Raw genomic sequence first — 20,001 nt, 5'->3', positions numbered from 1 at the left:
CCCGTGACCACCACCACGTCAAGCGTGATCCCCACCCTCCCCGGTCGCTACTACGTGGACCCCGAGATCTTCGCCGCGGAGCAGCGGAACATCTTCGAGGCGATGTGGTTCTGCGTGGTGCGCTCGGCCGACCTGCCCAAGCCGGGCGCGTTCAAGACGGTTCAGGTCGGCTCCGAGAGCATCCTCGTCACCAGGGCGCGCGACATGTCGGTGCGCGCGTTCTTCAACGTCTGCCGCCATCGCGGCGCGACGCTGCGCACGGAGGAGTCGGGTGAGGTGAAGCGGGCCTTCCAGTGCCCGTACCACGCCTGGACCTACGACCTGGACGGCAAGCTGATCGCCGCGCCCAACCTGACCAAGATGGCCGACCTGGACCGGGTGGAGTACGGCCTGGTGAAGGTGCACGTGCGCGAGTGGCTCGGCTACGTGTGGGTGTGCCTGGCCGACGAGCCGCCCTCCTTCGAGGAGGACGTGCTGGGCGCGGTGACCGAGCGGCTCGGCTCGCTGGAGCTGCTCGACAACTACGACGTGGCCGGCCTGGAGGTGGGTCGCAGGATCGTCTACGACGTGAAGGCGAACTGGAAGCTCATCATCGAGAACTTCATGGAGTGCTACCACTGCGCCACGATCCATCCCGAGCTGACCGAGGTGCTGCCGGAGTTCGCCGACGGCTACGCGGCCCAGTACTTCGTGGGCCACGGCGCCGAGTTCGGCGAGGAGATCCAGGGCTTCACCGTCGACGGCTCCGAGGGGCTCGACCGCATCCCGGGCGTCAGTGAGGAGCAGGACCGCCGCTACTACGCGATCACGATCAAGCCGCAGGTGTTCGTCAACCTGGTGCCCGACCACGCGATCGTGCACCGCATGTTCCCGCTGGCGGTGGACCGCACGGTCGTCGAGTGCGACTGGCTCTACCTGCCCGGCGTCGTGGCGAGCGGCAAGGACCTGGACAAGTCGGTGGAGCTGTTCCACCGGGTCAACGAGCAGGACTTCGAGGCGTGCGAGCGGTGCCAGCCGCAGATGGGCTCGCGTACGTACGCCAAGGGCGGCGTGCTGGTGCCCAGCGAGCACCACATCGGCGCCTTCCACGACTGGGTCCAGGACCGCGTCGGGTGAACGAGCACGACGACGAACGGCTGACGGCCGGCCCGCCCAGGGACTGGGCGGGCGGCCTGCCCGCGGTGGGCCACGCCCTGCGCATCGCCCACCGGCAGATGGGGATCGGCCGCACCGCGCTGACGCTGCTGCGCGTCAACCAGAAGAGCGGCTTCGACTGCCCCGGCTGCGCCTGGCCTGAGGGCGAGCACCGCAGCCCGGCCGAGTTCTGCGAGAACGGCGCCAAGGCGGTGGCCGAGGAGGCCACCGTCCGGCGCGTCACCCGCGAGTTCTTCGCCGCCCATCCGGTGAGCGAGCTGGCCGGGATGAGCGACTACTGGCTGGGGCAGCAGGGCAGGCTGACCGAGCCGATGTACAAGCCCGCGGGCGCCGAGCACTACGAGCCGATCGGCTGGGCGGAGGCGTTCGGCATGATCGCGGCCGAGCTGCGCGCGCTGGACAGCCCCGACGAGGCGGTCTTCTACACCTCGGGCCGCACCTCCAACGAGGCGGCCTTCGCCTACCAGCTGCTGGTGCGCCGGTTCGGCACCAACAACCTGCCCGACTGCTCCAACATGTGCCACGAGTCCAGCGGGGCCGCGCTCACCGAGACGATCGGGATCGGCAAGGGCACCGTGTCGCTCGACGACCTGCACCGGGCCGACCTGATCTTCGTGATCGGCCAGAACCCGGGCACCAACCACCCCCGCATGCTCACCGCCCTGGAGAAGGCCAAGCGCGGCGGCGCGCGGATCGTCGCGGTCAATCCCCTGCCCGAGGCCGGGCTGCTGCGCTTCAAGAACCCGCAGCGGCCGTCCGGGCTGGCGGCGGGCACGGCGCTGGCCGACCGGTTCCTGCAGATCCGGCTCAACGGCGACATGGCGCTGTTCCAGGCGCTGTCGCTGCTGCTGCTCGACACCGCCGACGAGGCGTTCATCGCCGAGCACACCAGCGGTTTCGAGGCGTGGAAGGCGCACCTGACCGGCCTGGACTGGGCGGAGGTGCTGGAGGCGACCGGCCTGACCCGGCGGGAGCTGGAGGAGACGGCCCGCGACGTCAGGAACGCCGGGTCCGTCGTCGTCTGCTGGGCCATGGGGCTCACCCAGCACCGCAACTCCGTGGCCACCATCCGCGAGGTGGTCAACTTCCAGCTGCTGCGCGGCAACGTGGGCCTGTGCCCGGTGCGCGGCCACTCCAACGTCCAGGGCGACCGGACCATGGGCATCTACGAGAAGCCCTCGAAGGACTTCCTGGACGCGCTGGCCGCCGAGTTCGGCTTCGAGCCGCCCCGGCACCACGGGCTGGACACGGTCGAGGCCATCCGGGCCATGCGCGACGGCGAGGCGAAGGTCTTCGTCGGCATGGGCGGCAACTTCGTCCGCGCCACCCCCGACAGCCGCGTCACCGAGGCGGCGCTGCGCCGTACCAGGCTGACCGTGCAGATCTCCACCAAGCTCAACCGCTCGCACGCGGTGTGCGGCGAGCGGGCGCTCATCCTGCCCACGCTGGGCCGCACCGAGCGCGACCCGGCCGGGTTGGTCACCGTCGAGGACTCGATGGGGCTGGTGCACGCCTCGCGCGGCCGGCTCGCGCCCGCCTCCCCGGACCTGCTGCCGGAGGTGGCGATCGTCGCCCGGCTGGGCCGCGAGCTGTTCGGCGAGGAGCCGTGGGCGGACTTCGAGCGCGACTACGGCACGATCCGCGACCGCATCGCGCGGGTGATCCCCGGTTTCGAGGACTTCAACGGCCGCGCCGAGGCCGGCTTCGCGCTGCCCAACGCGCCCCGGGACGAGCGCCGCTTCCCCACCGCCACCGGCAGGGCCGGCTTCACCGTCAACCGGCTGGAGGTCCTGCGGGTGCCGCCGGGGCGGCTGCTGCTGCAGACCGTACGCAGCCACGACCAGTACAACACCACTGTCTACGGCCTCGACGACCGCTACCGCGGGGTCAGGAACGGCCGCAAGGTGGTCTTCGTCCACCCCGAAGACCTCGCGGAGCGCGACCTGGCCGACGGCGACGTGGTCGACCTGGTCAGCGAGTGGCCCGACGGCGAGCGCACCGCCGAGGGGTTCAGGGTCATCGCCTATCCGACCGCCCGCGGCTGCTGCGCCGCCTACTTCCCGGAGACCAACGTGCTGGTGCCGCTCGACTCGGTGGCCGAGACCTCCAACACCCCGACCTCCAAGAGCATCGTGATCCGGCTCAGCCGGCGTACCCCAGGCGGCGGCTGATCTCGTCGGCCCCGGCGATCAGGACGGGAGCGAGCTCGTGCATGCGCTCGGCGGTGAAGCGGTAGGCGGGGCCGGAGGCGCTCACCGCGGCGACGACGTCACCGTGGTAGGAGCGGATGGGCGCCGCCATGGCGTTCAGCCCCTCCTCCAGCTCCTCCAGGCAGTAGCCGTAGCCGGTCCGCTTGATCTCGGTCAGCTGCTCCTTGAGCCGGCCCAGGTCGGTGACCGTGCGGGGCGTGAAGGACTCCAGGGCCCCGTCGGACAGCACCCGGTCGCGCTGGCGCTCGTCCAGGTGGGCCATCAGCACCTTTCCGCTGGAGGTGGCGTGCAACGGCGTGATCTGGCCGACCCAGTTGTAGGCGGTGACCGCCGAGGCGCCGCGCACCTGGTCGAGGTTGACCGCGTAGCTGGAGCGGAGCACGGCGATGTTGACCGTCTCGCCGATCTCCTCCGCCAGGCGCCGGCAGACCGGGCGCGCCCGCTGGGTGACGTCGAGCTGGGTGTTGACGCCGCCGGCCAGGCGGATGATGCCGAAGCCGAGCCGGTATTTGCCGCGCTCCTCGGCCTGTTCGACCAGGCCGCGCGCCTCGAGCGCGCCGAGCAGCCGGAACGCGGTCGACTTGTGCACGTCGATCTCCGCGGCGACCTCGCTGACCCCTGCCTCGCCCCGCCGGGAGAGGATCTCCAGCACGCTGATCGCCCGATCGACCGACTGCACGCCCCCGCTGCTCGACTCGTTGCCCATAGCGAAACTCTAAGTGCTGGAGGAAACTCCGTCTAACGCAAGCCCAAAAGATCTCCTGTTGCGAGTAGTGAAACGCAATGCGTATAACGCTACGATTTGGCGAAACGCGCGAGCGAGACGAGGCACCATGACGTCACATCAATACGACTTCGTCATCGTCGGAGGCGGCTCGGCCGGCAGCGCGCTGGCCAACCGGCTCTCCGCGGACCCTGCCACGCGAGTGCTCGTCCTGGAGGCGGGCCGATCGGACTACCCGTGGGACGTGTTCATCCACATGCCCGCAGCCCTGCCCTTCCCCATCGGCAACCGCTTCTACGACTGGCGCTACGAGTCGGAGCCCGAGCCCCACATGCACGGCCGGCGGATCTATCACGCTCGCGGCAAGGTGCTCGGCGGCTCCAGCAGCATCAACGGCATGATCTTCCAGCGCGGCAACCCGCTGGACTACGAGCGGTGGGGCGCCGATCCCGGCATGAAGAGCTGGGACTACGCCCACTGCCTGCCGTACTTCAAGCGCATGGAGAACTGCCTGGCCGACCCCGACACGCCCTGGCGCGGCCACGGCGGGCCGCTCGTGCTGGAGCGCGGGGCGGCGAGCACGCCCTTGTACGACGCGTTCTTCGAGGCGGTGCAGCAGGCCGGCTATCCCCTGACCGACGACGTGAACGGCTACCGGCAGGAGGGCTTCGCCCGTTTCGACCGCAACATCCGGCGCGGGCGCCGGCTCAGCGCCGCCAGGGCGTACCTGCACCCGGTCATGAAGCGGCCCAACCTGACCGTCAAGACGCGCGTGCTGGTGACGAAGGTCGTCTTCGACGGCACCAGGGCCGTCGGCGTCGAGTTCGACGGCGGCCGGGTCCGCGCGGGCGAGGTCATCCTGTGCGGCGGCGCGATCAACTCGCCGCAGCTGCTGCAGCTGTCCGGGATCGGCAACGCCGAGGAACTGCGCAAGCTCGGCATCGACGTCGTGCACGACCTGCCGGGCGTGGGCGAGAACCTGCAGGACCACCTGGAGGTCTACATCCAGCACGGCTGCCGCGAACCGGTCTCGATGCAGCCGAACCTGCGCAAGTGGCGCCATCCCTGGATCGGCGCGCAGTGGCTGTTCCTGCGCGGCGGGCCGGGGGCGACCAACCACTTCGAGGCGGGCGGCTTCGTCCGGAGCAACGACGACGTCGACTACCCCAACCTGATGTTCCACTTCCTGCCGCTGGCCGTGCGCTACGACGGCTCGGCGCCGGCGGGCGGGCACGGCTACCAGGTGCACGTCGGGCCCATGTACTCCGACGCCCGCGGCTCGGTGAAGATCAGGAGCACGGATCCGCGGCGGCATCCCGCGCTGCGCTTCAACTACCTGTCCACCGAGCAGGACAGGCGCGAGTGGGTGGAGGCCGTCCGGGTGGCCCGCAGGATCCTCGGGGCGCCGGCGCTGGCCGCGCTCAGCACGGGCGAGGTGTCGCCGGGGCCGTCCGTGGAGAGCGACGAGGAGATCCTGGACTGGGTGGCCAAGGACGGCGAGACCGCCCTGCACCCCTCGTGCACGGCCAGGATGGGCGTGGACGCGATGTCGGTGCTCGACCCGGACACGATGCGGGTGCACGGCGTCGACGGGCTGCGCGTGGTGGACGCCTCGGCCATGCCGTACGTGACGAACGGCAACATCTACGCGCCGGTCATGATGCTGGCGGAGAAGGCGGCCGACCTCATCCTGGGCAACACGCCGCTGCCGCCTCAGACGACCGAGTTCTACCGCCACCGGGCATGAACCGAGGGCGGTGGGGCGCTCCCCCACCGCCCTCGCGCGCGGACGTCAGCGGAAGACCACGGTCCGGTTGCCGTTGAGCAGGACGCGCTGCTCGCTGTGCCACTTCACGGCCCTGGCCAGCACCTGCGCCTCCACGTCCCGCCCGGCCGCGACCAGGTCCTCGGGGTCGAGCTCGTGGTCCACCCTGGCCACGTCCTGCTCGATGATGGGGCCCTCGTCCAGGTCGGCCGTGACGTAGTGCGCGGTCGCGCCGATGAGTTTCACGCCGCGCTCGTGCGCCTGGTGGTACGGCTTGGCGCCCTTGAAGCCCGGCAGAAAGGAGTGGTGGATGTTGATGGCCCGCCCCTCCAGCCGCTTGCACAGGTCGTCGGAGAGGACCTGCATGTAACGCGCCAGGACCACCAGCTCCGCGTCGCACTCCTCGACCAGCTCCAGGATCCGCGCCTCGGCCTCGCCCTTGGTGGCGGCCGTGACGGGCACGTGGTGGTACGGCACGCCGTACGAGGCGGCCAGCGCCTCCAGGTCCGGGTGGTTGGAGACGATCGCGGGGATCTCGATGTTGAGCGCGCCCACCTGGCGGCGATAGAGCAGGTCGTTCACACAGTGACCGAACTTCGACGCCATGACCAGCGTGCGGGTGGGCGTGGCCGCGTCCTTCAGCTGCCAGTTCATCTGGAAGGAGCCGGCGACGTAGGCGAACCCCTCGCGCAACCGCTCGATCTCGTCCCGCGCGGCGAAGTGCACGCGCATGAAGAAGGCGCCGCCCTCGCGGTCGTTGAACTGCTTGCTCTGCAGCATGTTCCCGCCGTGCTGGACGAGGAAGCTGCTGACCGCGTACACGATGCCCGGCTTGTCGGAGCAGGACACCGTGAGGATGAACTCGCGGCCAGGGTCGGGACGTGGAGACATCACACCCTCCCAGTGTTGCGTATGACGCAAACAAGAGATTTATACGCAACAGACTGAAGCCAGGGGACTACCACGTCAAGGGGCAAGAAGGTCAAACCTCATCACAACGTATGTATTTGGCCAGTGATTCCGGCAAACCCTTGACGAACGCTCGAAGACGAGTCAATCCTGTTCCTCATTGAGCAGCGCCTTGCGCGATACGCAACTATCGAGGGTGTGTCGATGACCGAGCTCTACATCGCGGGCGAGTGGACCAGGCCACTCGCCGGTGGTCAGCGGCGCATCCACTCGCCCGCCGACGGAAGCCTCGTGGCCACCGTGGCCGAGGGGACCGCCGCGGACACCGAGGCGGCGATCGCCGCGGCCCGGCGCGCCTTCGACACCGGACCCTGGCCCGCGACGCCGGCCCGCGAGCGCGGCGCGCTGCTGTACAAGGTAGCCGACCTGCTGGAACGCGACCGCCAGACCTTCGCCCGCGCCGAGTCGGGCGACACCGGCAAGCGCCTGGTGGAGAGCGAGTACGACATCGACGACTGCGTGGCCAGCCTGCGTTACTTCGCCGGCGTCGCGGGCACCGACGCGGGCCGGGTCGTCGACACCGGCCGCGACGACGCGATCAGCCGCGTCGTCCACGAGCCGATCGGCGTCTGCGGCCTCATCACGCCGTGGAACTATCCCCTGCTCCAGACGACGTGGAAGGTCGCCCCGGCGCTCGCCGCGGGCAACACGTTCGTGCTCAAGCCGAGCGAGCTGACCCCCAGCACGGCAATCCTGCTGATGCGCGCGCTGGCCGAGGCCGGGCTGCCGGACGGGGTGGCCAACCTCGTGCTCGGCACCGGCCCGGAGGTCGGCGCGCCGCTGGCCGAGCACCCGGACGTGGACATGGTCTCCTTCACCGGCGGCCTGGCCACCGGGCGGCGCGTCATGGCCGCCGCCGCGGCCACGGTGAAGCGGGTGGCGCTGGAGCTGGGCGGCAAGAACCCCAACATCGTCTTCGCCGACGCCGACTTCGACACGGCCGTCGACTTCGCGCTCACCGCGGTGTTCCTGCACTCCGGCCAGGTCTGCTCGGCCGGCGCGCGCCTGCTGGTGGAGGACTCCCTGCACGACGCGTTCGTGGACGAGGTCGTACGGCGGGCCGAGCTGATCCGCCTGGGCGGCCCCTTCGACCCGCACGCCGACACCGGCCCGCTCATCTCCGCCGCCCACCTGGCAAAGGTCGAGGAGTACGTGGCGGCGGGCCTGGCCGAGGGGGCCGTGCTGCGCTGCGGCGGCCGCCGCCTCGACGGGCCCGGGCACTTCTACCGGCCCACCGTCCTGGACGAGTGCAAGCAGGACATGCGCGTGGTGCGCGAGGAGTCCTTCGGCCCCGTCCTGACCGTCGAGCGCTTCACGACCGAGGACGAGGCGGTCCGCCTGGCCAACGACACCGAGTACGGCCTGGCCGGCGCGGTCTGGACCCAGGACGCCGGCAGGGCGCAGCGGGTCGCGGGCCGGCTGCGGCACGGCACGGTGTGGATCAACGACTACCACCCCTACGTGCCGCAGGCCGAGTGGGGCGGCTTCAAGCAGTCCGGCAACGGCCGCGAGCTGGGCCCGACCGGCCTGGACGAGTACCGCGAGATCAAGCACGTCTGGCAGAACATCCGACCGCGCCCACAGCGGTGGTTCCCAGAGAACTGACGCTCCGACGACGAAGAGGTGGTCATGACCGTCCCGTCACTGACCGAAAGCACACCGCTCAACACCGAGGCACCCCCCATTCTCGACGTCCGAGGTCTGTGGAAGGTGTTCGGCCCCAAGGCCGGCCGCGTGGTCGGCAGCACCCTGAGCCGCACGGAGCTCAAGGAGCAGACCGGCTGCGTCGCCGCGGTCCGCGACGTCTCCTTCTCGGTCCGGCGGGGCGAGGTGTTCGTCGTCATGGGCCTGTCGGGCTCGGGCAAGTCCACCCTGGTGCGCTGCCTGACCCGGCTGATCGAGCCCACGTCGGGCGAGATCGTGCTCGACGGCGAGGACATCCGCGCCGCCGACGCCCGCAAGCTGCGCGAGCTGCGCAGGCACCGGATGGCGATGGTCTTCCAGCACTTCGGGCTGCTGCCGCACCGGTGCGTGCTGGAGAACGTGGCCTTCGGCCTGGAGATCCGGGGCGCCCCCAAGAAGGAGCGCTACGAGCGGGCCCGCGAGGTGCTCGGGCTGGTCGGCCTGACCGGCTTCGAGAACTCCTACCCCGACCAGCTGTCCGGCGGCATGCAGCAGCGCGTCGGCCTGGCCCGCGCGCTCGCGGCCGACCCCGAGGTGCTGCTGTTCGACGAGCCGTTCTCCGCGCTCGACCCGCTCATCAGGCGCGAGATGCAGAACGAGGTCATCCGCCTGCACCACGAGGTGGGCAAGACGATGATCTTCATCACCCACGACCTGAGCGAGGCGCTCAAGCTCGGCGACCGGATCCTCATCATGCGCGACGGCGAGCTGGTCCAGGTCGGCACGCCCGACGAGGTGGTGGGCGCGCCCGCCGACGAGTACGTGGCCAACTTCGTCAGCGACGTGCCCCGCTCGCACGTGCTGACGCTGTCGTGGGTCATGCGCCCGCCGCTGGAGGGCGAGCCGCTCGACGGCCCGGAGCTGGGCCCCGACGTGGTCATCCGCGACGCCGTGCACACCGTGCTGTCGGCCGGCCGCCCGGTGCGCGTGATCGGGGACGGCGGCCTGCTCGGCGTGGTCACCAGCGCGGAGATCCTCGAAGTGATCGCCGGCGGGCAGCACTGATGGCGGCCGTCACGGCGGTCGCCGCCAGGCTGCACAAGCTGCCCGACCGCAGGCTGCTGCTGGCCCTGGTCGTCGCGGCCTGGGTGGTGGGCTGGGCGGTGCTCGGCGGGCGCGACACCCAGCAGCTGGGCGGCGCCGAGCTGACCCCGCTGCACCGCGACCTCAGCCAGGCCATGGACGTCATCGACGACAGCCGCAACAGCAACCCTTTCTTCCTCTACTTCATCAACTACGTCCGGCTCTTCCTGGACGACGCGGTGACCTTCGTCCAGGCGCTGATCAGCCAGCCGTCCTTCGGCCGCCCCCTGCCCGTGCTGGGCTGGCTCGGCGTGGTGGCGATCGCCACGGCCGTCGCCCTGCTGTACGGCACCAGGAAGGTGGCGGCGCTGACGGCCGCGGGGTTCCTGTCCTTCGGCCTGCTCGGGCTGTGGCAGGAGAGCATGGACACGCTCGCCCTCACGCTGACGGCGGTCGTGCTGTCGCTGGCCGTGGGCGTCCCGCTCGGGATCTGGGCCGGGCTGAGCGACCGGTTCCTGCGGCTGGTCACGCCGGTGCTCGACTTCATGCAGACGATGCCGACGTTCGTCTATCTGGCGCCGCTGACGCTGTTCTTCCTCATCGGCCCGGCCAGCGCGACCGTGGCCACGATGATCTACGCGGTGCCACCGGCCATCCGCATCACCGCGCACGGCATCCGGCAGGTCTCCCCGGAGACGATGGAGGCGGGCACGTCGCTCGGCGCCACGCCCATGCAGGCGCTCAGGCACGTGCGGCTGCCGATGGCCAAGCAGACGATCATCGTGGGGGTCAACCAGACCATCATGGCCGCGCTGTCCATGGCCACCATCGCGGCCCTGATCGACGCGCCCGGCCTGGGCAAGACCGTGCTCAAGGCGCTGCAGACGCTGGACGTCGGGACCGCCTTCAACGCCGGCCTGGCGATCGTGATCATGGCCGTGGTGCTCGACCGGGTGACCTCGGCCGCCAGCCGGCGGGTGGAGGAGGAGCGCCGCGCGGGCCGGCTGCGTTCCGCGCGGCGGCGCCGCGTCGAGGTGGCGGGCGTGCTCGGGGTCGCGGCCGTGCTGGCGTACCAGTCCTACACCTACCTCTGGGCCGCGGACTTCCCCGTCGAGGCCAACGTCGGGTCCCACGTGCGCGACGCCGCGGACACCGCCAGCGCCTGGGTGCAGGACAGCCTGGTGACCTACACCGACGCGCTGAAGAACGCGCTCACCAACGGGCTGCTCAACCCGTTCGAGGCCCTACTGACCGGCTCGCCCTGGTGGCTGGTCTGCCTGGTGGCGGTCGCGGTGGCCCTGCTGGTGGGCAGCGCGCGGGCCGCGCTGGTCACCGCCGCCGGGCTGCTGGTGGTGCTGGCGCTCGGGCTCTGGCAGGACAGCATGGTGACGCTGGCCTCCACGCTGGTCGCGACCATCCTGGTGATGATCCTCGGCGTGGTCGCCGGCGTGTGGATGGGCCGCAGCGACCGGGCCGACACCCTGCTGCGTCCCGTGCTCGACGCGGGACAGACCATGCCCGCCTTCGTCTACCTGGTGCCCATCCTCGGCCTGTTCGGCCCGACGCGGTTCACCGCGATCATCGCCGCCGTGGTCTTCGCCGCGCCGGTGGCGATCAAGCTGGTGGCCGAGGGCATCAGGCGGGTCTCGCCCACCACCGTGGAGGCGGCGACCTCGGCGGGGGCGGGCACCTGGCAGCTGATCTCCAAGGTGCAGCTGCCGATGGCGCGCAGCGGCGTGACGCTGGCCGCGAGCCAGGGACTCATCTACGTGCTCTCGATGGTCGTCGTGGGCGGCCTGGTGGGCGCGGGGGCGCTCGGCTACGACGTGGTGGCCGGGTTCTCCCAGCACGAGCTCCGCGGGAAGGGGCTGGCCGCCGGGATCGCGATCGTCGTGCTCGGCATCGTGCTCGACCGCGTCATGCGCGCCGCCACGCAGCGGGCCGACGCCGCCGCCCACGGCGGGCTCGCGCACAAATAGGGAACAGGAAACACAGGAGGACCAGGTGGCGATGTCGACAAGCGGCAGGATCAGGGCGCTCGCGCTCGTGACCGGCGGCGGCCTCCTGCTCAGCGCGTGCAGCGGAGCGAAGGTCGGCGAAACCCAGCAGGCCGCCGCGGGAGGCGGCAAGACGTGCGGCACGTTCAACCTCGCGGTCAACCCCTGGGTGGGCTACGAGGCCAACGCCGCGGTGATCGCGCTCGTCGCGGAGAAGAACCTCGGCTGCAAGGTGGTGAAGAAGGACCTGAAGGAGGAGGTGTCCTGGCAGGGCTTCGCCACCGGAGAGGTCGACGCGGTCGTGGAGAACTGGGCCCACGACGACCTGAAGAAGAAGTACATCGACGAGCAGAAGGTCGCCGTCTCGGCGGGGCCGACCGGCAACCAGGGCGTCATCGGCTGGTTCGTGCCGCCGTGGATGGCCAAGAAATATCCGGACATCACCGACTGGAAGAACCTCAACAAGTACGCCTCGCTGTTCAAGACCTCCGAGTCCGAGGGCAAGGGCCAGCTGCTCGACGGCGACCCGTCCTTCGTCACCAACGACGCGGCGCTGGTCAAGAACCTCGACCTGGACTACAAGGTCGTCTACGCGGGCAGCGAGACCGCGCTCATCCAGGCCTTCCGGCAGGCGGAGAAGCAGCAGACGCCGCTCATCGGCTACTTCTACGACCCGCAGTGGTTCCTGTCCGAGGTGAAGCTGGTCAAGGTCGGCCTGCCCGCCTACAGCAAGGGGTGCGACGCCGACGCGGCCAAGGTGGCCTGCGACTACCCGCCGTACGAGCTGGACAAGATCGTGAGCAAGAAGTTCGCGGACTCCGGCAGCCCCGCCTACACCCTGGTCAAGAACTTCACCTGGACCAACGACGACCAGAACCTCGTGGCCAGGTACATCGCCGAGGACAAGCTGACGCCCGAGGAGGCCGCCGCCAAGTGGGTCACCGCCAACCCCGACAAGGTCAAGGCCTGGCTCCCCGCGACCTGAACGGCCTGACCGCTCCTGCGCCGTGCGCCCGGCCCGATCGTCCTGCCGCGATCGGGCCGGGCGCACGCCTGCGGTCAGCGGCCGGAACGCCGTACGGAATGCCTCTTGACACCCGGAATGCGGAGAGCGACGCTTGTTGCGGAAAGCGCGTTTGGTTGCATATACCGCAACAACGGAGGTGGCTATGACGGGCCCGAGCGTGGTCATCATCGGCGCGGGCGTGGTCGGCGCGGCCTTGGCCGACGAGCTGTCCGCCCGAGGCTGGAGCGACGTCACCGTCGTCGACCAGGGGGACGTGCCCGCCACCGGCGGGTCCTCCTCGCACGCCCCCGGTCTGGTCTTCCAGGTCAACGGGTCGAAGACGATGACCGAGATGGCCCGCTACACCGCGGAGAAGTTCGTCGCGCTCGACAGCTTCCTGCAGGTCGGCGGGCTCGAGGTGGCCACCAGTACGCAGCGGCTGGCCGAGCTGCGCCGCAGGCACGGCTGGGCGGTCGCGTGGGGGCTCGAGGCCCACCTGCTCACGCCGCAGGAGTGCGCCGCCAAGCACTCGCTGCTGGACGAGACCAAGGTGCTCGGCGGGCTCTACGTCCCGACGGACGGGCTGGCCAAGGCGGTCAAGGCGGTGGACGCCCAGCTGGCCAGGGCCCAGGGGCGCGGCGTGCGGGTGCTGCCCCGGCACGAGGTGCTCGACATCAGGACCCAGGACGGCAAGGTGTGCGCGGTGGTGACCGACCACGGCGACCTGCCCGCCCAGGTGGTCGTGTGCTGCGCCGGGATCTGGGGCCCGAAGGTGGCCCGCATGGCCGGCATGGAGCTGCCGCTCACCCCGCTGGCCCACCAGCTCGCCTGGACCGGGCCGGTGCCGGGGCTGGCCGGCCAGACCGAGGAGGCCACCCGGCCGATCCTCCGCCACCAGGACGCCGACCTCTACTACCGCGAGCGCTTCGACACGCTCGGCATCGGCTACTACGGCCACCGGCCCATGCCGATCACCGCCGACGAGATCCTCGCGGTGGACGAGGCGGAGGTGATGCCGTCGGTGCTCACCTTCACCCCCGGCGACTTCGCCCCGGCCTGGGAGGAGACCCAGGCGCTGCTGCCCGACACGCAGAAGGCGGAGGTCGAGTCCGGCATCAACGGGCTGTTCTCCTTCACCACCGACCACCTGCCGCTGATGGGGCAGTCCCCGGACGTCGAGGGCTTCTGGGTGGCCGAGGCGGTCTGGGTCACCCACTCCGCGGGCGTCGGCAGGGCGATGGCCGAGTGGCTGGTCGACGGCCACTGCTCCTCGTTCGACCTGCACGAATGCGACGTCAACCGGTTCGAGCCGCACCAGCTCGCGCCCGACTACGTGCGCGATCGCGGCTGCCAGAACTACGTCGAGGTCTACGACATCATCCACCCGCTGCAGCCGATGGAGCACCCCCGCCCGCTGCGGCTGAGCCCCTTCCACCCGCGCCAGCGGGACCTGGGCGCCGTCTTCCTGGAGGCCTCCGGCTGGGAGCGCCCGCAGTGGTACGACGCCAACGCGCCGCTGCTCGACGGGCGCGACCTCCCCACGCCCGGCCCGTGGGCCGCGCGGTACTGGTCGCCGATCGTCGGCGCCGAGGCGCAGGCCACCCGCGAGGCGGTCGCGCTGTACGACATGAGCGCGCTCAAGCGGCTGGAGGTCAGCGGCCCCGGCGCCCTGGCGTTCCTGCAGCGGATCACCACCGGCGACGTGTACAAGTCGGTCGGCTCGGTGACGTACTGCCTGCTGCTCGACACCGACGGAGGCATCCGCAGCGACGTCACCGTGGCCCGGCTCGGCCCCGACCGCTTCCAGGTCGGCGCCAACGGCAACCTGGACCTGGACTGGCTGGAGCGCCACCGCCCGGCCGACGTGTTCATCCGCGACGTCACCGCCGGCACCTGCTGCCTGGGCGTGTGGGGCCCGAAAGCCCGCGACCTGGTCCAGCCGCTGACCGGCATCGACCTGACCGCGCTGAAGTACTTCCGCGGCGCCCGCGGCTTCATCGGCAACGTGCCCGTCACCATGCTGCGCCTGTCCTACGTCGGCGAGCTCGGCTGGGAGATCTACACCACCGCCGACATGGGGCTCAAGCTCTGGGACACGCTCTGGTCCGCGGGCCGGGAGCACGGCGTGCTGGCCGGCGGCCGCGGCGCCTTCACCAGCCTGCGCCTGGAGAAGGGCTACCGCTCCTTCGGCGCCGACATGACCTTCGAGCACGACCCGTACGAGGCCGGCCTCGGCTTCGCCGTCAAGCTGGACAAGGGCGACTTCGTCGGCCGCCGCGCGCTGCTGGAGCGCAAGGAGTCGGTGCGCAGGAAGCTCACCTGCCTGCTGACCGACGAGGTGGTCATGGGCAAGGAGCCGGTCTACGACGGCGAGCGGGCCGTCGGCTACGTCACCAGCGCCGCCTACGGCTACACCGTCGGCCGCGGCATCGCCTACGCCTGGCTGCCCGCCTCGCTCGCGAGCCCCGGCCAGGCCCTGCACATCGGCTACTTCGACCAGCGCGTCCCGGCCGTCGTGGCCGAGGAGCCGCTCTTCGACCCGGCGATGACGCGGCTGCGCGGTTAAGGGAAAGGACCTCATATGATCGACACCCCGCTGGACGTGGTGGACCCCGAGGTCCACGTCGAGGTCCTGGCCGGCAAGCACCCGCTGTACGGAGAGGCGCGATGAACCCGCCCGAGCACCCCGAGTGGCTGTGGGGCGCCGCCGAGCCCAGGCGCTCCTACGACGTGGTCATCGTCGGAGCCGGCGGGCACGGCCTGGCCACCGCCTACTACCTGGCCAGGAACCACGGCATCACCGACATCGCGGTCCTGGAGCGGGGGTGGCTGGCCGGCGGGAACATGGCGCGCAACACCACCATCATCCGCTCCAACTACCTGTGGGACGAGAGCGCCGGCATCTACGAGCACGCGCTCAAGCTGTGGGAGGGCCTGGAGGAGGAGCTCGGCTACGACCTGCTGTTCAGCCAGCGCGGCGTGCTCAATTTGGCGCACAGCCTCCAGGACGTACGCGACAGCGTGCGCCGCGTCGAGGCCAACCGGCTCAACGGCGTCGACGCCGAGTGGCTGGACCCCGAGCAGGTCCGCGAGGTGTGCCCGATCGTGGACATCTCGCCGGACGTGCGCTACCCGGTGCTCGGCGCCACCTTCCAGCCCCGCGCCGGCATCGCCAAGCACGACCACGTGGCCTGGGGGTACGCCCGCGCCGCGGCGGCGCTCGGCGTGGACCTCATCGAGCACTGCGAGGTCACCGGCCTGCGGGTCAGCGACGGCCGGGTCACCGGCGTGGAGACCACGCGGGGCACGATCGCGGCCGGCCGGGTGGCGCTGTGCGCGGCGGGCCACACCTCGGTCGTGGCCAGGAGCGCGGGGATCGACCTGCCGCTGCAGAGCCACCCGCTCCAGGCGCTGGTGTCCGAGCTGCTCGAACCCGTGCACCCGACGGTCGTCATGTCCAACGCCGTGCACGTCTACGTCAGCCAGGCGCACAAGGGCGAGCTGGTCATGGGCGCCGGCATCGACGCGGCCAACTCCTACCGGCAGCGCGGAGCCTTCCACATCATCGAGCGGCAGATGGCCGCCGCGCTGGAGCTGTTCCCGATCTTCGCCCGCGCGCACGTGCTGCGCACCTGGGGCGGCGTGGTGGACGTCTCGCCCGACGCCTCGCCGATCGTCGGCCTGACCCCGGTCCGCAACCTCTACCTCAACTGCGGCTGGGGCACCGGCGGCTTCAAGGCGACGCCCGGCGTGGGCTGGTGCTTCGCGCACACCGTGGCCAACGACGAGCCGCACCCGCTCAACGCCCCCTTCTCCCTTGACCGATTCACCACCGGGGCGCTCGTGGACGAGCACGGCGCCGCCGCGGTCGCGCACTGAGGAGCCGCCGATGCTGCAGATCCCATGCCCCTGGTGCGGCCCCCGCGACGAGGCCGAGTTCCACTACGGCGGGCAGGCCCACGTCGCCTACCCCGCCGACCCGGCCGCGCTGCCGGACGAGGAGTGGGCGCGCTACCTGTTCTTCCGCGACAACCCCAAGGGTCCCTTCGCCGAGCGGTGGAGCCATGCGGCGGGCTGCCGCCGCTGGTTCAACCTGGTCCGCGACACCGCCACCAACGAGATCCTGGAGGCCCGATGAGGCTGTCCACCGGCGGGCTGATCGACCGCGGCGGCACGCTGCGCTTCCGCTTCGACGGCCGCGAGCTGACCGGTCACCCCGGCGACACCCTGGCCTCCGCGCTGCTGGCCAACGGCGTGCGCCAGGCCGCGACCAGCGTCAGGCTGGGCCGCCCGCGCGGCATCTTCGCCGCGGGCAGCGAGGAGCCCAACGCGGTCGTCCAGATCGAGCGGCCCTTTCCCGAGCCGATGCGGCCGGCCACCACGGTCGAGCTGTACGACGGGCTCGTGGCGAGCAGCCTGCCCGGCCGGGGCCGCCTGGCGGCCGAGCCCGACCCGGCCCGTTACGACGCCGTGCACGCCCACTGCGACGTGCTCGTGGTCGGCGCCGGCCCGGCGGGGCTGGCCGCCGCCCGGGCCGCGGCCGTGGACGGCGCCCGGGTGATCCTGGCCGACGAACAGCCCCGGCCGGGCGGCAGCCTGCTGGGCACCACCGAGCGGCTGCCCACCGCGAAGGGCCCCGTCAGCGGCCACGAGTGGGCGGCGGCGGTGGCGGGCGGCCTGGAACGCCTGCCGGACGTCACGGTGCTGCCCCGCACCACGGTCTTCGGCTACTACGACGACAACTACCTCATGGCCGTCGAGCGCCGCACGAACCACCTCGGCGCGGCCGCCCCCGCCCGCGTGTCCAGGGAGCGGATCTGGCGCATCCGGGCGGGCCGGGTCGTGCTGGCCACCGGCGCGCACGAGCGGCCCATCGCCTTCGCGGGCAACGACCTGCCCGGCGTGATGCTGGCCGGGGCCGCGCGCACGTACGCCGTCCGGTACGGCGTGCTGCCCGGGCGCCGGGCCGTGGTCTTCACCACGAACGACAGCGCCTACGAGGCGGTCTTCGACCTGGCGGACGCGGGCCTGGAGGTGGCCGCGATCGTGGACGTGCGCCCCTCCCCCGGGCCATTGGACGAGGCCCGGCGGCGCGGTATCGAGGTGCTGGCCGGGCAGGCGGTGGAGGCCGCCAGGGGGGCGGGCGAGGTCTCCTCCGTCCTGGCCGGCGGGAGCGAGATCGAGGCCGACCTGCTGCTGGTGTCCGGCGGGTGGAACCCGGTGGCGCACCTGTTCAGCCAGGCGGGCGGGACGCTGCGCTACGACGAGGACCTGGCCGCGCTGGTGCCCGGGGTCTCGCGGCAGAAGGTCCGCGTGGCGGGGGCCGCCCGGGGCGTGTTCACGCTGGAGGGCTGCCTGATCGACGGCGCCGGCGAGGACGGGCCGGTGCCGCCGGGGCCCGGGGGGACGCCGTACTGGCTGGTGCCGGCGGACGACCTCGGCGGGCACTTCGTGGACCTGCAGCGGGACGTCACCGCGGCCGACGTGCTGCGCGCCACCGGCGCGGGGCTGCGCTCGGTCGAGCACGTCAAGCGCTACACCACCGCCGGGACCGCGCACGACCAGGGCAAGACGTCGGGGCTGCTGACCTCGGCCGTGGTGGCCCACGCGCTGGGCGTGCCGGTGGGCGAGGTCGGGATCACCTCCTACCGGGCGCCGTACACGCCGGTGAGCTTCGCGGCGCTGGCCGGGCGCGACCGCGGGTCCCTGCACGACCCCGTGCGGGTGACGGCGCTGCACGAGTGGCACGCCGAGCACGGGGCGCTGTTCGAGAACGTCGGGCAGTGGCGGCGGCCCTGGTACTACCCGCGCGCGGGCGAAAGCATGGAGGCGGCGGTGCTGCGCGAGTGCCGGGCCGCGCGCGAGGACGTGGCGGCGATGGACGCCTCCACGCTCGGCAAGATCGACGTGATCGGCCCCGACGCGGGCGAGTTCCTCGACAGGCTCTACACCAACCTGATGAGCTCGCTGGCCGTCGGCTCGATCCGGTACGGCGTGATGTGCCGGGCCGACGGCATGGTCTTCGACGACGGCACCGTCATCCGCCTGGCCGCCGGCCACTTCCTGGTCACCACCACGACCGGCAACGCCGCCGCGGTGCTGGACTGGATGGAGGAGTGGCTGCAGACCGAGTGGCCGTCGTTGCGGGTGCACCTCACCTCGGTGACCGAGCAGTGGGCGACGGTCGCGCTGGTCGGGCCGCGCTCGCGCGAGGTGCTCGCGTCGCTGGCGCCCGAGCTGGCGGTCTCGGCGGCCGACTTCCCGTTCATGACCTGGCGCGAGGCCGAGGTGGCGGGGATCCCCGCCCGGGTGTGCCGCATCAGCTTCTCCGGCGAGCTGGCCTACGAGATCAACGTGACCTCCTGGGACGGGCTCCGCCTGTGGACCGCGATCATGTCCGATGGCCGCGTGACCCCGTACGGCACGGAGACCATGCACGTGCTGCGGGCCGAGAAGGGCTACCCGATCGTCGGCCAGGACACCGACGGCACCGTCACGCCGCAGGATCTGGGCATGTCGTGGGTGGTGTCGAAGAAGAAGCCCGACTTCGTGGGCAAGCGCTCCCACGCCAGGGCCGACACCTCGCGCCCCGACCGCAAGCAGCTCGTCGGGCTGCTGCCGGACGACCACGGCTTCCTGCTGCCGGAGGGCGCCCACCTGGTGGCCTGCGCCGAGCTGCCCGAGCCGCCGGTGCCCATGCTGGGCCACGTCACCTCCAGCTACCGCAGCGCGGCGCTCGGCCGTACGTTCGCGCTGGCCCTGCTCAAGGGCGGGCGGTCGCGCCACGGCGAGCGGCTCTACGCGCCCGTGGGCGACGCCATGGTGCCGGTGACCGTCACGTCTCACGTCCTGTACGACCCCGAAGGAGCGCGTCGCGATGGTTGAGCGCAGGAGTCCGGCCGCGGCGTTCGCCGGCCGTTTCGAGGCGGCCTCGCGCGGCGGGGCGCTGACGCTGCGGGAGCTCCCGTTCCTCACCCACGTCAACGTGCGGGTGGAGCCCGGGACCGACCTCGGCGTCCCGCTGCCGGCCGAGCCGAACACCACGGTGACCTCCGGCGAGGTCACCGCGGCCTGGCTGGGGCCGGACGAGTGGCTGGTGATCGCTCCGCCCGGGTACCGGCCCGAGCTGCTGCGCAAGGAGCTCGGCGAGCGGCACGGCTCGATCGTGGACGTCTCGGCGCAGCGCACCACCCTGTTCGTGGGCGGGCCCAGGGCGCGCGACCTGCTCGCCCACGGCTGCGCGCTCGACCTGCATCCGCGCGGGTTCGGGCCGGGCCGGTGCGCGCAGACCATGCTGGCGCGGGCGCAGGTCGTGCTCGTGCCCCGGGAGGACGGGTTCCTGGTGCTGGTGCGCTCGTCCTTCGCGGCCTACCTGGCGGAGTGGCTGCTGGACGCGGCGACGGAGTACGTGACGTGAGCATCGGGGGGCCGTCAAACCATGCGTGACACCGGCCGCGACGTGCTCGACC

At 71.6% G+C, this 20,001-nt stretch carries 14 protein-coding genes; 12 read left to right on the top strand and 2 right to left on the bottom strand.

Annotated features, from left to right (window positions below; all coding sequences use genetic code 11):
- Nucleotides 1-3 precede the first annotated feature (3 nt).
- Nucleotides 4-1,116 (top strand): aromatic ring-hydroxylating oxygenase subunit alpha, encoded by a 1,113-nt coding sequence (locus tag H4W80_RS01760; protein ID WP_318786661.1) that lies wholly within the window; start codon nucleotides 4-6, stop codon nucleotides 1,114-1,116.
- A complete protein-coding gene (locus tag H4W80_RS01755) occupies nucleotides 1,113-3,326 on the top strand; it encodes an FdhF/YdeP family oxidoreductase (protein ID WP_192783438.1) in 2,214 nt (737 codons plus the stop codon). Before H4W80_RS01760 ends, H4W80_RS01755 begins: the two co-directional genes overlap by 4 nt.
- On the opposite strand, the gene H4W80_RS01750 is transcribed toward H4W80_RS01755, so the two are convergent.
- Nucleotides 3,298-4,071: an IclR family transcriptional regulator gene (locus H4W80_RS01750; RefSeq protein ID WP_225963185.1), complete on the bottom strand. Its 774-nt coding sequence runs from the start codon at nucleotides 4,069-4,071 to the stop codon at nucleotides 3,298-3,300. The genes H4W80_RS01755 and H4W80_RS01750 overlap by 29 nt on opposite strands.
- A 127-nt stretch (nucleotides 4,072-4,198) precedes the next feature.
- On the opposite strand from H4W80_RS01750, the gene betA reads away from it, so the two are divergent.
- Nucleotides 4,199-5,836: a choline dehydrogenase gene (gene betA, locus H4W80_RS01745; protein WP_192783437.1), complete on the top strand. Its 1,638-nt coding sequence runs from the start codon at nucleotides 4,199-4,201 to the stop codon at nucleotides 5,834-5,836.
- Nucleotides 5,837-5,881: 45 nt separating this feature from the next.
- Here the strand turns inward: betA and purU are convergent, their stop codons facing one another.
- Complete coding sequence (gene purU, locus H4W80_RS01740) at nucleotides 5,882-6,745, bottom strand: formyltetrahydrofolate deformylase (RefSeq protein WP_192783436.1); 864 nt, start codon at nucleotides 6,743-6,745, stop codon at nucleotides 5,882-5,884.
- 222 nt (nucleotides 6,746-6,967) lie between these two features.
- On the opposite strand from purU, the gene H4W80_RS01735 reads away from it, so the two are divergent.
- The 9 genes from H4W80_RS01735 (at nucleotide 6,968) to H4W80_RS01700 (ending at nucleotide 19,949) form a co-directional block, all read left to right on the top strand.
- Nucleotides 6,968-8,428 (top strand): aldehyde dehydrogenase family protein, encoded by a 1,461-nt coding sequence (locus tag H4W80_RS01735; RefSeq protein WP_192783435.1) that lies wholly within the window; start codon nucleotides 6,968-6,970, stop codon nucleotides 8,426-8,428.
- Nucleotides 8,429-8,452: 24 nt separating this feature from the next.
- Entirely contained in the window at nucleotides 8,453-9,511 is a 1,059-nt protein-coding gene (locus tag H4W80_RS01730) for a quaternary amine ABC transporter ATP-binding protein (RefSeq protein WP_192783434.1), read from the top strand.
- Complete coding sequence (locus H4W80_RS01725; protein WP_192783433.1) at nucleotides 9,511-11,508, top strand: ABC transporter permease subunit; 1,998 nt, start codon at nucleotides 9,511-9,513, stop codon at nucleotides 11,506-11,508. Before H4W80_RS01730 ends, H4W80_RS01725 begins: the two co-directional genes overlap by 1 nt.
- Nucleotides 11,509-11,539: 31 nt before the next feature.
- Nucleotides 11,540-12,511: an ABC transporter substrate-binding protein gene (locus H4W80_RS01720; RefSeq protein WP_192793211.1), complete on the top strand. Its 972-nt coding sequence runs from the start codon at nucleotides 11,540-11,542 to the stop codon at nucleotides 12,509-12,511.
- A gap of 184 nt (nucleotides 12,512-12,695) precedes the next feature.
- Nucleotides 12,696-15,098: a GcvT family protein gene (locus tag H4W80_RS01715; RefSeq protein WP_192783432.1), complete on the top strand. Its 2,403-nt coding sequence runs from the start codon at nucleotides 12,696-12,698 to the stop codon at nucleotides 15,096-15,098.
- Between the two features lie 101 nt (nucleotides 15,099-15,199).
- Nucleotides 15,200-16,411, top strand: a complete 1,212-nt coding sequence (locus H4W80_RS01710) for a sarcosine oxidase subunit beta family protein (protein WP_192783431.1) — start codon at nucleotides 15,200-15,202, stop codon at nucleotides 16,409-16,411.
- A gap of 10 nt (nucleotides 16,412-16,421) precedes the next feature.
- Complete coding sequence (locus H4W80_RS60000; protein ID WP_225963184.1) at nucleotides 16,422-16,670, top strand: sarcosine oxidase subunit delta; 249 nt, start codon at nucleotides 16,422-16,424, stop codon at nucleotides 16,668-16,670.
- Entirely contained in the window at nucleotides 16,667-19,417 is a 2,751-nt protein-coding gene (locus H4W80_RS01705) for a 2Fe-2S iron-sulfur cluster-binding protein (protein ID WP_225963183.1), read from the top strand. The genes H4W80_RS60000 and H4W80_RS01705 overlap by 4 nt, the downstream gene beginning before the upstream one ends.
- Complete coding sequence (locus H4W80_RS01700; protein WP_192783430.1) at nucleotides 19,410-19,949, top strand: sarcosine oxidase subunit gamma; 540 nt, start codon at nucleotides 19,410-19,412, stop codon at nucleotides 19,947-19,949. Before H4W80_RS01705 ends, H4W80_RS01700 begins: the two co-directional genes overlap by 8 nt.
- The last annotated feature ends 52 nt before the right edge of the window (nucleotides 19,950-20,001 follow it).

The sequence above is a fragment of the Nonomuraea angiospora genome (genome assembly GCF_014873145.1).
In the GTDB taxonomy this organism is placed as follows: Bacteria; Actinomycetota; Actinomycetes; order Streptosporangiales; family Streptosporangiaceae; genus Nonomuraea; species Nonomuraea angiospora.
Note: the sequence above shows the minus strand (reverse complement) of the source record. Positions and strands in the feature narration are given on the sequence as shown.

Coding starts and splice junctions, on each gene's coding strand:
- purU (WP_192783436.1), bottom strand. CDS start 6,745: ATGTCTCCACGTCCCGACCCTGGCCGCGAGTTCATCCTCACGGTGTCC.
- H4W80_RS60000 (WP_225963184.1), top strand. CDS start 16,422: ATGCTGCAGATCCCATGCCCCTGGTGCGGCCCCCGCGACGAGGCCGAG.
- H4W80_RS01735 (WP_192783435.1), top strand. CDS start 6,968: ATGACCGAGCTCTACATCGCGGGCGAGTGGACCAGGCCACTCGCCGGT.
- H4W80_RS01700 (WP_192783430.1), top strand. CDS start 19,410: ATGGTTGAGCGCAGGAGTCCGGCCGCGGCGTTCGCCGGCCGTTTCGAG.
- H4W80_RS01715 (WP_192783432.1), top strand. CDS start 12,696: ATGACGGGCCCGAGCGTGGTCATCATCGGCGCGGGCGTGGTCGGCGCG.
- H4W80_RS01730 (WP_192783434.1), top strand. CDS start 8,453: ATGACCGTCCCGTCACTGACCGAAAGCACACCGCTCAACACCGAGGCA.
- H4W80_RS01705 (WP_225963183.1), top strand. CDS start 16,667: ATGAGGCTGTCCACCGGCGGGCTGATCGACCGCGGCGGCACGCTGCGC.
- H4W80_RS01750 (WP_225963185.1), bottom strand. CDS start 4,071: ATGGGCAACGAGTCGAGCAGCGGGGGCGTGCAGTCGGTCGATCGGGCG.
- H4W80_RS01720 (WP_192793211.1), top strand. CDS start 11,540: ATGTCGACAAGCGGCAGGATCAGGGCGCTCGCGCTCGTGACCGGCGGC.
- H4W80_RS01725 (WP_192783433.1), top strand. CDS start 9,511: ATGGCGGCCGTCACGGCGGTCGCCGCCAGGCTGCACAAGCTGCCCGAC.
- H4W80_RS01710 (WP_192783431.1), top strand. CDS start 15,200: ATGAACCCGCCCGAGCACCCCGAGTGGCTGTGGGGCGCCGCCGAGCCC.
- betA (WP_192783437.1), top strand. CDS start 4,199: ATGACGTCACATCAATACGACTTCGTCATCGTCGGAGGCGGCTCGGCC.